Raw genomic sequence first — 14,215 nt, 5'->3', positions numbered from 1 at the left:
GGTCACCGAGATCAATGAAGGGCGCGGCTGCGGGCCGGACAAGGATCACGTGCTGCTCGACATCACGCACCTGTCGCCCGAGACGATCATGAAGCGGCTGCCGGGCATCCGTGAAATCTCGATCCAGTTCGCCGGCGTCGATCCGATCAAGGCGCCGATCCCGGTCGTGCCGACCGCGCACTACCAGATGGGCGGCATCCCGACGAACTTCAAGGGTCAGGTCGTCGCGCCGAAGGACGGCAATCCGAACGCGCCGATCTCGGGCTTCTACGCTGCGGGCGAATGCGCGTGTGCGTCGGTGCACGGCGCGAACCGCCTCGGCACGAACTCGCTGCTCGACCTGCTGGTGTTCGGCAAGTCGGCGGGCGAATCGGTCGTCGAGGACCTCAGGAGCGGGAAGCTGGGCCTGAAGCCGCTGCCGGCCGATGCGGCCGACATGTCGCTCGCGCGTCTTGCGCGTCTCGAAGGGCAGAAGAACGGCGAAAGCGTGTTCGACGTCGGTCTCGAGATGCGCCGCACGATGCAGAAGCACGCCGGCGTGTTCCGTTTCGACAAGCTGCTGAAGGAAGGCGTGGCCGCGATCATGCAGGTTGCCGAGCGCGCGAAGCGCACCGAGATCAAGGACAAGTCCAAGGTCTGGAACACGGCCCGTACCGAGGCGCTGGAACTCGACAACCTGATCGAGGTGGCCAAGGCGACGATGATTTCGGCCGAAGCCCGCAAGGAGTCGCGTGGCGCGCACGTGCGCGACGACGCGCCCGACACCGCGGAATTCCCGAACGGCCGTAACGACAAGGAATGGCTCAAGCACACCCTGTGGTACAGCGAAGGCAACCGGCTCGACTACAAGCCGGTGACGATCCAGCCGCTGTCGCAGGACGTCGAGTCGATCGCACTCGCGAAGCGCACCTACTGAGCGCGGGAGAAACAAGGAAATGAGCAAGCGCACCGTCAATTTCAAGATGTACCGCTACGATCCGGACAAGGACGAGAAGCCCTACATGCAGGACATCTCCGTCGAGCTGGAGCCTTCCGACAAGAAGCTGCTCGACGCCCTGGTCCGGCTGAAATCCGTCGACGACACGCTGTCGTTCCGCCGCTCGTGCCGCGAAGGCGTCTGCGGCTCGGACGCGATGAACATCAACGGCAAGAACGGTCTCGCGTGCCTGACCGACATCGACAGCCTGCCGCAGCCGATCGTGCTGCGCCCGCTGCCGGGCCTGCCGGTCATTCGCGATCTGATCGTCGACATGACGCAGTTCTTCAAGCAGTACCACTCGATCAAGCCGTACCTCGTCAATAACGCCCCGGCGCCCGAGCGCGAGCGGCTGCAGTCACCGGAAGAACGCGAGGAACTCAACGGCCTGTACGAGTGCATCCTGTGCGCGTGCTGCTCGACGTCGTGTCCGTCGTTCTGGTGGAACCCGGACAAGTTCGTCGGCCCGGCCGGTCTGCTCGCGGCGTACCGCTTCCTCGCCGACACGCGCGACGAAGCCACGACCGAGCGCCTCGACAACCTCGAGGACCCGTACCGGTTGTTCCGCTGCCACAGCATCATGAACTGCGTCGACGTCTGCCCGAAGAGCCTCAACCCGACGCGTGCCATCGGCAAGATCAAGGACATGATGGTCGCGCGTGCGGTATGACAATAAATAAAGGACGCGTGCGTTGGCAGTGCCGTCGGGCTCTTCTCGAGCTCGATCTTGTCTTCGCACGCTTTCTGGAGAGGGAATTCGACCGTCTTACCGACGGTCAGCTGGCGGACCTCGAGGACTTGCTGCGCTGTGACGACTATCAGCTTTGGGGGATGGTCAACGGCAGCGAGCCCTGCGGGGACGACCGCTGGAAGGAGATGATCGACCTGCTGCGTCGGCAATGACGGGCAGGACGGTCGTTACAGGGAGCTAGTAGTTACTACCGGCATGCATAAGGGATGACCTATGAGCACTGAACGCACCGCAACGCTAACCGTCGATGGCAAGACCGTCGAATTCCCGGTGATGACCGGCACCCACGGCAATGATGTGATCGACATTCGTACGCTGGGTGCGAAGACCGGTCTCTTCACCTACGACTCGGGTTTCCTGTCGACCGCGAGCTGCAAGTCCACGATCACGTTCATCGATGGCGACAAGGGCGAGTTGCTCTATCGCGGTTATCCCATCGAGCAGCTGGCCGAGAAATGCAAGTTTCTCGAAGTCGCGTACCTGCTGAAGAACGGCGAGCTCCCGAACGCGGCGCAGAAGACCGAGTTCGAGAACACGATCAAGAACCACACGATGCTGCATGACCAGATGACGAAGTTCTTCACGGGCTTCCGTCGTGACGCGCATCCGATGGCGGTCATGGTCGGTGTCGTCGGTGCCTTGTCCGCGTTCTACCACGAAGCGATGGACTTCTCGGATTCGGCGCACCGCAACATCTCGGTCAACCGCCTGATCGCGAAGCTGCCGACGATCGTCGCGATGGCCTACAAGTACAACACGGGCCAGCCGTTCATGTACCCGCGCAACGACCTCGACTACACGGCGAACTTCATGCACATGATGTTCGGCACGCCGTGCGAGAAATACGAGCCGAACCCGGTGCTCGTGCGCGCGCTCGACACGATCTTCACGCTGCACGCCGACCACGAGCAGAACGCGTCGACGTCGACGGTCCGCCTCGCCGGCTCGTCGGGCGCGAACCCGTTCGCGTGCATCTCGGCCGGTATCGCGTGCCTGTGGGGTCCGGCGCACGGCGGCGCGAACGAAGCCTGCCTCAACATGCTCGAGGAAATCGGCGACGTCTCGCGCGTCGGCGAGTACATCGCGCGTGCGAAGGATAAGAACGACAGCTTCAAGCTGATGGGCTTCGGTCATCGCGTCTACAAGAACTTCGACCCGCGCGCGAAGCTGATGCGCCAGGTCTGCTACGACGTACTCGGCGAACTCGGTCTGGAAAACGACCGCCTGTTCAAGCTCGCGATGGAACTCGAGAAGATCGCGCTCGAAGACCAGTACTTCGTCGAGAAGAAGCTGTATCCGAACGTCGATTTCTACTCGGGCATCGTGCAGAAGGCGCTCGGCATCCCGACCTCGATGTTCACTTGCATCTTCGCCCTCGCGCGGACCGTGGGCTGGATCACGCAGTGGGAAGAAATGATCACCGATCCGGAATACAAGATCGGTCGTCCGCGTCAGCTGTATATCGGGGCGGCTCGCCGCGACGTACCGGCGCTTGATCAACGTCCGTAAGAGACGAAAGGGAGAGGCGGCGAATCAGTTCGTCAGCGACCCCGAGGGATGGCGCAGTGCGGCCATCCCGTTTTTTTATCGGGACCGACCGACCGATTCGCCGATTGCTGGAAAAACAAGATACAGGTGACCTTGAACATGATGAAGCAGCTCAGATCGTCTTCGCATCTGTTCGGCAGCAATGCGCCGTTCATCGAAGAGCTCTATGAGAGTTATCTTTCCGATCCGGCGTCGGTGCCGGACGAATGGCGGACGTACTTCGACAACCTGCAGGCGCAAGCCGGCGCCGCGGTGCGTGATGTCGCGCACGGCCCGGTGATCGCGGCCTTCACCGAACTCGCGAAGCGCGGTCCCGTTCGCCTGATCTCGGCCGGCAGCGATGATCGCCGCCAGGTCAGCACTCTGCAGCTGATCAACGCCTACCGCTTCCTCGGCAACCGCTGGGCGAACCTCGACCCGCTGCGTCGCACCGAGCGCCCGCAGATCGCCGAACTCGAGCCGTCGTTCTACGGCTTTACCGAAGCCGACCTGAACCAGAGCTTCAACGTCGGTTCCTTCCACGGTTTTTCCGCCGATCACGCGACGCTGCGCGAGATCCTCGAAGCGCTCCGCCAGACCTACTGCGGTTCGATCGGCTCCGAATACATGCACATCTCGGATACCGGCCAGAAGCGCTGGATCCAGAGCCGTCTCGAAGCCGTCCGCGGCACGCCGCGTTTTTCGGCCGAAACGAAGAAGCGCATCCTCGAACGCACGACCGCGGCCGAGACGCTCGAGAAGTACCTGCACACGAAATACGTCGGCCAGAAGCGCTTCTCGCTCGAAGGCGGAGAGTCGACGATCGTCGCGATGGACGAGATCGTCCGCGTCGGAGGATCGCTCGGCGCGCAGGAAATCGTCATCGGCATGGCGCACCGCGGGCGCCTGAACGTCCTCGTCAATACGCTCGGCAAGTCGCCGTCGATGCTGTTCGCGGAGTTCGAAGGCAAGGCCGCGGCCGACCTCACCGCCGGCGACGTGAAATACCACCTCGGCTTCTCGTCGGACGTGATGAGCCCGGGCGGACCGGTGCATCTGACGCTGTCGTTCAACCCGTCGCACCTCGAGATCATCAACCCTGTCGTCGAAGGTTCGGTCTATGCGCGTCAGGTGCGTCGCAACGACACGACCAAGGGCCAGGTGATCCCGGTGCTGATCCATGGCGACGCGGCCGTCGCGGGCCAGGGCGTGAACCAGGAGATGCTGAACTTCTCGCAGACGCGCGGCTACGGCACCGGCGGCACAGTCCATGTCGTCGTCAATAACCAAATCGGCTTCACGACGTCCGACCCGCGGGACTACCGCTCGTCGCTGTACTGCACCGACATCTTCAAGATGGTCGAGGCCCCGATCTTCCACGTGAACGGCGACGATCCGGAGGCGGTCGCGTTCGCGACCCAGCTCGCCGTCGAGTTCCGGCAGGAGTTCAAGAAGGACGTCGTCGTCGACATCGTCTGCTACCGCAAGCTCGGCCACAACGAGCAGGACGAGCCGATGGTCACGCAGCCGCTGATGTACCGCAAGGTCGCCAGCCACCCCGGCACGCGCAAGCTCTACGCCGAGCGCCTAGTGACCGAGGGCACCTGCACGCCGGACGAGCCCGAGAAGATGATCAAGGATTACCGCGAGCATCTCGACAAGGGCCAATTGCTGTACAACCCGGTTCTGTCCGGCCACAGCCGCCAGTTCGCCGTCGACTGGACGCCGTTCGTCGGCCAGGCGTACACCGACGCCGCCGAAACCGGCGTCCCGCTCGTCGAGCTGCAGCGCCTGTCCGAGCGCCTGACGACGCTGCCCGAAGGCTTCAGTCTGCACCCGCGCGTCAAGAAGATCCTCGAGGATCGCGTCGGCATGGGCCAGGGCGAGATTCAACTCGACTGGGGCATGGGCGAGAACCTCGCTTACGCGAGCCTGCTCGCGCAAGGCTTCGCCGTGCGGCTTTCCGGCGAGGACGTCGGCCGCGGCACCTTCTTCCATCGCCACGCGGTGCTGCACGATCAGAAGCGCGAGCGCTGGGATCAGGGCAGTTACGTGCCGCTGCAGCACATCCGCGACGGCCAGGCCAAGTTCCAGATCTTCGATTCGGTGCTGTCGGAAGAGGCGGTGCTCGCGTTCGAATACGGCTATTCGACGGCGGAGCCGAACGAGCTGGTTGTCTGGGAAGCGCAGTTCGGCGACTTCGTCAACGGCGCCCAAGTCGTGCTCGACCAGTTCATCTCGTCGGGCGAAGCGAAATGGGGACGCCTGTGCGGCCTCACGCTGATGCTGCCGCACGGTTACGAAGGCCAGGGGCCCGAGCACTCGTCGGCACGGGTCGAGCGTCTAATGACCAACGCGGCCGAGAACAACTGGCAGATCTGCGTGCCGACGACGCCGGCGCAGATTTTCCACCTGCTGCGCCGCCAGATGCTGCGCAAGGTCAGGAAGCCGCTCGTGATCATCACGCCGAAGTCGCTGCTGCGTCACAAGGAAGCGACCGTGTCGCTCGACGAGCTTGCGAACGGCCGTTTCCAGACCGTGATCCCCGAAGCCGAGGCGCTCGACGCGAAGAAGGTCAAGCGGGTCGTGCTGTGCCAGGGCAAGCTCTACTACGAGCTCGCCGCGTATCGTCGCGAACAGGGGATCAAGGACACCGCGCTGGTGCGGATTGAGCAGCTCTATCCGTTCCCGGCCGAAGCGTTCGCGACCGCGGTCGACCAGTTCCCGAACGCGAAGGAAATCGTCTGGGCGCAGGAAGAGCCGCGCAACCAGGGGGCGTGGTACTGGCTCGCATCGCGCCAGCATCTCGTGAACGTGCTCGGACCGAAGCGCAAGCTCCTGCTCGTTGCCCGTCCGGCTGCCGCATCGCCGGCCGTCGGCTACTACGCGAAGCACAACGCGCAGCAGAAGGCGGTCATCGAAAACGCGTTCGGCCCGCTCAAGGATTGATCGAATCAAGAACACCGGATTACACGGGGAGAGAAGTTCATGTTGATTGAAGTGAAAGTGCCGCAGCTGTCGGAATCCGTTTCCGAAGCGACCCTCGTCAGCTGGCACAAGAAGGAAGGTGACGCGGTCTCGCGCGACGAGAACCTGATCGACATCGAGACCGACAAGGTCGTGCTCGAGACGCCGGCACCCGCGGACGGCGTGCTGGTGAAGATCGTCAAGCGTGATGGCGAGACCGTCGCGAGCGGCGAGTTGATCGCGCAGATCGACACCGAAGCGAAGGCCGCTGCCGGCGCGAAGGCAGCCGAGCCCGCGGCTGCTGCCGCACCGGCTGCCGCGCCGGCCCCGGGTGCCCGCGGTGCCGCTGCACCGGCCGGTACCGCTAGCCCCGCCGCGCGGAAGATTCTCGACGAGAAGGGCATCGCTGCCGCGGACGTCTCGGGCACCGGTCGCGGTGGTCGCGTCACCAAGGAAGACGCGGTGGTCGCTCAGGCCCGTCCGGTCGCCCCGGCGCCGTCGTCCGTCGCGATGCCCGCCGGTGAGCGGCCCGAAGAGCGCGTGCCGATGACGCGCTTGCGTGCGCGGATTGCCGAGCGACTGATCCAGTCGAAGAACGAAAACGCGATCCTGACGACGTTCAACGAAGTGAACATGGCGCCGGTGATGGCGCTGCGCAAGCAGTACGGCGACAAGTTCGAAAAGGCGCACGGCGTGCGCCTGGGCTTCATGGGCTTCTTTGTCAAGGCTGCGGTCACGGCGCTTAAGCGTTACCCGATCATCAACGCTTCGGTCGACGGCAGCGACATCGTCTACCACGGCTACATCGACATCGGCATCGCGGTCGGCTCGCCGCGCGGCCTCGTCGTGCCGATCCTGCGCGACGCCGACCAGATGTCGATCGCCGACATCGAGAAGAAGATCGCCGAGTTCGGCCAGAAGGCGAAGGACGGCAAGCTGTCGCTCGAAGAGCTCACCGGCGGCACGTTCTCGATCTCGAACGGCGGCGTGTTCGGCTCGATGTTGTCGACGCCGATCATCAACCCGCCGCAGTCCGCGATCCTCGGCATCCACGCAACGAAGGACCGTCCGGTCGTCGAGAACGGCCAGATTGTGATCCGCCCGATCAACTATCTCGCGCTGTCGTATGACCACCGGATCATCGACGGCCGCGAAGCGGTGCTTGGCCTCGTGGCAATGAAGGAAGCGCTGGAAGATCCGGCGCGCCTGATCCTCGACGTGTAATTCGCCCGTTGCGTGACCGGTCGGTCGGGCAATCGTCCGGTCGGCCCGTCACGCTTTCTCTTTTTCCGGAGTGAGCAATGGCTGACAAGCAATTCGATGTCCTCGTCATCGGCGGCGGACCGGGCGGATACGTCGCGGCGATTCGCGCCGCACAGCTCGGTTTCAACACCGCGTGTGCCGAATCGAACCCCTATGCCGACCCGAAGGGCGAGCCCCGGCTCGGCGGCACCTGCCTGAACGTCGGCTGCATCCCGTCGAAGGCGCTGCTGCATACCTCGCATCTGTTCGAGGAAGCGGAGCACGCATTCCCGGCGCAGGGCATCAAGATCAACGGGCCGGTCAGCATCGACGTGCCCGTGATGATCCAGCGCAAGAACAAGGTCGTCGATCAATTGACCGGCGGCATCAAGGGCCTGTTCAAGAAGAACAAGGTGACCTTCCTCGCCGGCCACGGCAGCTTCGAGAGTGCCGGCGCCAACGGCTACGTCGTTAAGGTCGGCGCCGAAACCGTCGAGGCGAAGCACGTGATCATCGCGACCGGTTCGAAGCCGCGTCACCTGCCCGGCATTCCCGTCGACAACAAGATCGTCTGCGACAACGTCGGCGCGCTCGATTTCGACGCGGTGCCGAAGAAGCTCGGCGTGATCGGCGCGGGCGTCATCGGGCTCGAAATGGGCTCGGTGTGGCGCCGCCTCGGATCCGACGTGACCGTCCTCGAAGCGCTGCCCGATTTCATGTCGTTCGCCGACGTCGACGTCGCGAAGGAAGCGCTCAAGGTGTTCACGAAGCAGGGGCTGAAGATCGAGACCGGCGTGAAGATCGGCGAGACGAAGGTCGGCGCGAACGGCGTGTCGATCGCGTACACCGACAAGGACGGCAAGGACGCGACGCTCGAATGCGACCGCCTGATCGTCTCCGTCGGCCGCGTGCCGAACACCGACGGGCTGAACGCCGCGTCGGTCGGCCTCACGGTCAGCGAGCGCGGGCAGATCGACGTCGACGGACACTGCCGCACGAACCTGCCGAACGTCTATGCGGTGGGCGACGTCGTCCGCGGTCCGATGCTCGCGCACAAGGCGATGGAAGAGGGCGTGATGGTCGCCGAAATCATCGCCGGCCAAGCCGGGCACACCAACATGGACACGGTTCCCGGCGTCATCTACACGTCGCCCGAGATCGCGTGGGTCGGCAAGACCGAGCAGCAGCTCAACGCCGATGGCGTCGCCTACCGCGCCGGCAAGATCCCGTTCATGGCGAACGGGCGCGCGCTGGGCTCGGGTGATCCGACCGGCTTCGTCAAGATGCTCGCCGACGCGAACACCGATCGCATCCTCGGCGTCCACATCATCGGCGCGAACGCGTCCGAGCTGATCTCCGAGGCGGTCGTCGCGATGGAGTTCGGCGGCGCGTCGGAAGACCTCGCCCGCATCTGCCACGCGCACCCCACGCTGTCGGAAGTCGTGCACGAAGCCGCGCTCGCGGTCGACAAGCGGCCGCTGCACTTCTGATCACACGCCGGTTGCAAGAGAGGGGTGGTCCGGGATTCTCCGCGCCACCCCTCGCGTTTTTCGGTCATTCTTTCGGTCGATCCATGCCCCATCGCGTTTTGAACGTCCCCCAGCACGGAATGCTCGACGTCTACGAGTCCGAGCTCGAGACCCGGGGTTACAAGTCGGACCCGGAGCAGCGCGCCGCGGCGCAGCGTCTGCAACAGCTCTACACCGAACTCGTCGGTTTCAAGGCCGCGCGGCGCGGCAAGCTGCGCAAACTCTTCGCCCGCCCGGCGATGCCGCGCAGCGTCTATTTCTGGGGCGGCGTGGGGCGGGGCAAGAGCTTCCTGATGGACTGCTTCTTCGACGCCGTGCCGTACCAGCGCAAGCGCCGCGTGCATTTCCATGCCTTCATGCAGGAAGTGCAGAACGACCTGCGGCAGTTGAACAACGAGCCGGACCCGCTGCAGAAGGTCGCCGACCGCATCGCCGGCCAGACGCGGCTGCTGTGCTTCGACGAATTCCACGTCTCGGACATCGCGGACGCGATGATCCTCGGGCGCCTCCTCGACGCGCTGTTAGCGCGCGGCGTCATCTTCGTGATGACGTCCAACTACCCGCCGGACGGGCTCTACCCGAATGGCCTGCAGCGCATCAACTTCCTGCCGGCGATCGAGATGATCAAGCGTCGCTTCGACGTCATCGAGGTCGACCACGGCACCGACTACCGGCTGCGCACGCTCGAAAAGATCGAGATCTACCTCGTCCCGTCCGACGACGCGGCGATGCGCAAGATGGGCGATGATTTCCGCCGGCTCGCCGGCAGCGAAGGCGAGACCGGGCCGATCGACCTCTTCGAGCGGAAGCTGCCGGTCGTGCGGCGGGCGCCGGGCGTGATCTGGTTCGACTTCGCGACCCTGTGCGGCGGTCCGCGCTCCCAGAACGACTACCTGGAGATCGCCCGCGAGCACCACACCGTAATCCTGTCCGACGTGCCGCGCATGAGCGCCGGGAATTCGTCGGAAGCGCGCCGTTTCACGTGGCTCGTCGACGTGCTCTACGACCACCGCGTCAAGCTCATCATGAGCGCAGAGGTCGAGGCGCCGGATCTCTACACGAGCGGCCACAACGCGCACGAATTCGTGCGCACCGTGAGCCGCCTGATGGAAATGCGCAGCCGGGACTATCTCGCCGAGGCGCATCGCACCGAATAGCGCGGCGACGCGCGATCCCGCGACTCGCGGGCTCCGGCAGAGTCGCCGGTCGGCTGCTAACATGAGTCATTGCCCGACCCTGCGAGCGCGATGGACCAGCAAGCGATCACTGCCGCCTACCGCCGCTATGCGCCGGTGTACGACTTCCTCTTCGGCCCGGTCTTCGAGCCCGGGCGGCGGCGGCTCGTCGAAGCGCTGAACTGCCGGCCGGGTGACGAAATACTCGAGGTCGGTGTCGGGACCGGGCTGTCATTGCCGTATTACCCGAGTCACGCCCACGTCACCGGGATAGACCTGTCTCCGCACATGCTCGCGCGCGCGAACATCCAGGTTCGACGGCACGGCCTGCGCAACGTCGCGCTGATGGCGATGGACGTGCAGCGCCTATCCTTCCCCGACGCGAGCTTCGACAAGGTCAGCGCGCTGTACGTCGCGTCGGTCGTCCCGGATCCTGCCGAAATGATGCAGGAGCTCGAGCGCGTCTGTCGCCCCGGCGGCGAGGTCGTCATCGTCAATCACTTCACCCGCAACAACGGCGTCGTCGCGCGGATCGAGCGCGGGCTCGCACCGCTCGCCCGCTCGCTGGGCTTTCGTCCGCTCTTTCCGCTCGACGCGTTCATCGGACTGACGCGGCTCGAGCTGACCGAAGCGATGCCGGTCAATGCGTTCGGCTACTGGACGCTGCTGCGATTCCGCAACCCGTCCTGACGCGACTCACGTTACCGCAACCGGCTCCGCCCGAGGAACCGGAACGCCCTGCTGCGCGGGCGGTCCACCGGGGGTCGGAATAACGGGAGATCGAGATGGCGCGAGGGCTCTACGTACTTGCGCTGTGCGCCGCCGTTGTTGCGGCCGCGCAGGGCGGAGGGTCGAATTACGGGGTCGCCCCCGGTGCGCTTCCCGAGGTGCGCGGCGCCGTGCAGGAATGGCCGGTCCCGACGCCCGAATTCGCGCGCGATCCTGCGCCCGCGCCCGACGGTTCGATCTACATCGCCGTGATGCGCGGCAACCGCATCGCACGTTTCCACCCGCGCGACCGTACGTTTCGTGAATGGACGCTGCCCAGTGGTGCGCAGCCGCACGGCCTGGTCGTCGACCGACAGGGCATCGTCTGGTATACCGGCCATGGAAACGGCACCATCGGGATGCTCGACCCGGCGACCGGCGAGGTCGCGTCGCATCCAGTTCCCGGAGGCGGTCATCCGCACACGATCGTCATCGACGACAACGGCTTGCTGTGGTTTACGGTGCAAGGGACCGACCGCATCGGCCGGCTGGACACGCGGAGCGGTGAAGTGCGCACCTGGCAGACTTCGGGCGGGCCCTATGGCATTGCGCTCGACCGCAGCGGCGGGGTCTGGTTCTGCCGTCTTTCGGGCGACATGCTCGGCCGGCTCGACCCCGCCACGGGGCGCATCGAAGACCTGCCGACCGGAAAAGGCAGTGGACCGCGCCGCATCGCCGCCGGCCCCGACGGGCAGCTCTGGGTGACCGCGTACGGTAGCGGGCAGCTTTTGAAGATCGACCCCGCGCAGCGCCGCATCGTCGAACGCTACCCGATGCCGGCTGGAGCGGACGGCGGTCCCTATGCGGTCACGGTCGACAGCGCCGGCCGGGTGTGGGCAAACGAGATCCGGCACGACACCGTGGCGCTCTTCGACGCGCAAAGCGAACGCTTCCGCGTCATCGCGCTGCCGTCCAAGAACGTGGGCATCCGCAAGGCGATCATCGACGCGCAAGGGCGCTACTGGTACATGGGCTCGCACAACGGGCGCCTCGGCATGATCGAGTGACTGCCGCAGGGCAGTGCGAGGGCAGAGGTGAGCTGCAGCTTCGCAACCCCGGTCCCCAGGCGGCCGCGTGCACGGGGGCAGGACCCTGTCATCGCAGGCCCCCGACTCGGGCGGCGACACGGCGGCTGCGCGTAGGGCAGCGCTCGGCAGTGCGGTTTTGTCGGCGGCCCGAGTGCTCCTTGGTGGAACCGCTCGGGCGCGTGAGCCGTCAGTGCGACCCGTAAGTGATAGCATTGCCGCCGGTCCAAGGTCCCGTCATGTCAGATATCGAATCCGCCTTTTCTCCGGACGGGCTGCTCGCGAGAGCCGTCCCGTCCTTCCGCCCGCGCGAGCAGCAGATCGAGATGGCGGGGCGGATCGCCGCAGCGCTGAAGGAGAACCGTGTGCTGGTCGCCGAGGCCGGCACCGGCACCGGCAAGACGTTCGCGTATCTCGTGCCGGCGCTGCTATCGGGCGGCAAGGTGATCCTGTCGACCGGGACGAAGACGCTGCAGGATCAGCTTTTCAACCGCGACCTGCCGACCGTCCGCGCAGCGTTGAAGGTCCCCGTGACGATCGCGCTGCTCAAGGGCCGGGCGAACTACGTCTGCCCCTACCACCTCGAACGCAACGCCCGCGACGGCCGCTTTCTTACCGCGCAGGACGCCGCGGACCTGCGCGCAATCACCCGTTTCGCAAAGACGACGCAGAGCGGCGACAAGGCGGAATGCACTGACGTGCGCGAGGATTCGGCAACCTGGCTTGCGGCGACGTCGACGCGCGACAACTGTCTCGGCCAGGAATGTCCGAACGTCAAGGAGTGCTTCGTCCTGGCCGCGCGACGCGCGGCGATGGATGCCGACGTCGTTGTCGTCAATCACCATCTGTTCTTCGCCGACGTGATGTTGCGCGACGAAGGCATGGGCGAACTGCTGCCCGCCTGCAACGCGGTGATCTTCGATGAGGCGCACCAGTTGCCGGAGACCGCAAGCCTCTTCTTCGGCGAAAGCGTATCGACCGCGCAACTGCTCGAACTCGCGCGCGACACCCGGTCGGAGACGCTTGCCGGCGCGCGCGACTGCCGCGATCTGATCGACGCGAGCCGCGCGCTGGAGAAAACCGCTCGCGACCTGCGGCTCGCATTCGGCGCCGAGCCCGCGCGCCTTTCTGCGACCCAGGCGGCGGCGCTGCCGGAATTCGACAACGCTGTGACGGCGCTCAGCGATGAACTCGGCCGGTTCGCTGAAATCCTCGGCACCCAGGCCGAACGCTCGGAAGGGCTCGCGAACTGCCTGCGCCGCAGCGACGAGATCGCGCAGCGCCTCGCGCGCTGGCGGACGCCGGATTCCGCCGATCTGATCCGGTGGGTCGAAGTCTTCAGCCAGTCCGCGTCGCTGAACGCGACGCCGCTGCACGTGTCGCAGGTGTTCCGCCGCCAGCTCGAAGGCCACCCGCGCGCCTGGATATTCACGTCGGCGACGCTCGCTGTGGGTCGCGATTTCGGTCACTACTGCAACGAGCTCGGCCTGTCGTGGCTCGAGCCGCCACCGCTGACCGACGTCTGGGGCAGTCCGTTCGACTACGGGGAGCAGGCGCTGCTGTACGCGCCGCAAGGGATGCCGGACCCGAATCACGCCGATTACTCCGAAGCCGTCGCGAGGACGGCGCTGCCGCTGATCCGCGCCGCACGCGGGCGCACCTTCGTGCTGTGTACGTCGCTGCGCGCAATGAAGCGCATCCACGGCCTGCTCGCTGAAGGGCTCGAGCGCGCCGGCGACAGCCTGCCTCTGCTGCTGCAGGGGGAGGGTTCGCGCACCGAGCTGCTCGATCGCTTCCGGCGCCTCGGCAATGCGGTGCTCGTCGCCAGTCAGAGCTTCTGGGAAGGCGTCGACGTGCCCGGCGACGCGCTGTCACTCGTCGTCATCGACAAGCTGCCTTTCGCCCCGCCCGACGATCCGGTGCTCGCCGCCCGCGTCGAACATCTTCAGAAGAGCGGGCGCAATCCGTTCCTGCATTACCAGCTCCCGCGCGCGGTGATCAACATGAAGCAGGGCGCCGGACGGCTGATCCGCAGCGAGCGCGACCGCGGCGTGCTGTGCATCTGCGACCCGCGGATGATCGGCAAACCCTACGGCAAGGTGATCTGGCGCAGCCTCCCACCCATGCGGCGCACGCGCGCGGAGGCCGACGCGGTCACCTTTCTCGAACAGCTGCCGCCCCCGCCCGCCGCGTGAGGTCCCGTGAATCGCGCATGCGAAGCCGGCCGGCGCGCGGGCGGGCGCAGTCTTGCACGG

General features: G+C 65.6%; 11 protein-coding genes. All 11 read left to right on the top strand.

The window, feature by feature from the left end:
* Window positions 1-916: FAD-binding protein (locus V6M37_RS13950; protein ID WP_332674256.1), on the top strand; the 916-nt coding region annotated here is incomplete at its 5' end.
* 19 nt (window positions 917-935) lie between these two features.
* Window positions 936-1,646, top strand: a complete 711-nt coding sequence (locus V6M37_RS13945) for a succinate dehydrogenase iron-sulfur subunit (RefSeq protein WP_332674255.1) — start codon at window positions 936-938, stop codon at window positions 1,644-1,646.
* Window positions 1,643-1,879 (top strand): FAD assembly factor SdhE, encoded by a 237-nt coding sequence (locus V6M37_RS13940; RefSeq protein ID WP_332674253.1) that lies wholly within the window; start codon window positions 1,643-1,645, stop codon window positions 1,877-1,879. Before V6M37_RS13945 ends, V6M37_RS13940 begins: the two co-directional genes overlap by 4 nt.
* A gap of 61 nt (window positions 1,880-1,940) precedes the next feature.
* Window positions 1,941-3,236 (top strand): citrate synthase, encoded by a 1,296-nt coding sequence (gene gltA, locus V6M37_RS13935; RefSeq protein ID WP_332674251.1) that lies wholly within the window; start codon window positions 1,941-1,943, stop codon window positions 3,234-3,236.
* Window positions 3,237-3,374: 138 nt separating this feature from the next.
* Window positions 3,375-6,203: a 2-oxoglutarate dehydrogenase E1 component gene (locus tag V6M37_RS13930; protein WP_332674249.1), complete on the top strand. Its 2,829-nt coding sequence runs from the start codon at window positions 3,375-3,377 to the stop codon at window positions 6,201-6,203.
* A 39-nt stretch (window positions 6,204-6,242) separates the two neighbouring features.
* Window positions 6,243-7,445, top strand: coding sequence for a 2-oxoglutarate dehydrogenase complex dihydrolipoyllysine-residue succinyltransferase (odhB, locus tag V6M37_RS13925; protein WP_332674247.1), 1,203 nt, complete (start codon window positions 6,243-6,245; stop codon window positions 7,443-7,445).
* Window positions 7,446-7,522: 77 nt separating this feature from the next.
* Window positions 7,523-8,953 carry a dihydrolipoyl dehydrogenase gene (gene lpdA, locus V6M37_RS13920; RefSeq protein ID WP_332674245.1) on the top strand — a complete coding sequence of 477 codons (1,431 nt, stop codon included), beginning with the start codon at window positions 7,523-7,525 and terminating at the stop codon, window positions 8,951-8,953.
* 83 nt (window positions 8,954-9,036) lie between these two features.
* On the top strand, window positions 9,037-10,149 hold the full coding sequence (gene zapE, locus V6M37_RS13915) for a cell division protein ZapE (RefSeq protein WP_332674243.1): 1,113 nt from the start codon (window positions 9,037-9,039) through the stop codon (window positions 10,147-10,149).
* 90 nt (window positions 10,150-10,239) lie between these two features.
* Window positions 10,240-10,857: a class I SAM-dependent methyltransferase gene (locus tag V6M37_RS13910; RefSeq protein ID WP_332674241.1), complete on the top strand. Its 618-nt coding sequence runs from the start codon at window positions 10,240-10,242 to the stop codon at window positions 10,855-10,857.
* Between the two features lie 95 nt (window positions 10,858-10,952).
* Entirely contained in the window at window positions 10,953-11,942 is a 990-nt protein-coding gene (locus V6M37_RS13905; protein ID WP_332674237.1) for a Vgb family protein, read from the top strand.
* A gap of 257 nt (window positions 11,943-12,199) precedes the next feature.
* Window positions 12,200-14,155, top strand: a complete 1,956-nt coding sequence (locus tag V6M37_RS13900; protein WP_332674235.1) for an ATP-dependent DNA helicase — start codon at window positions 12,200-12,202, stop codon at window positions 14,153-14,155.
* Window positions 14,156-14,215 lie beyond the last annotated feature (60 nt).

The organism is Aromatoleum sp. (assembly GCF_036675785.1).
Classification (GTDB): domain Bacteria; phylum Pseudomonadota; class Gammaproteobacteria; order Burkholderiales; family Rhodocyclaceae; genus Aromatoleum.
The sequence above is the reverse complement of the archived record's forward strand: the minus strand, read 5'-3'. Positions and strand labels throughout refer to the sequence as shown.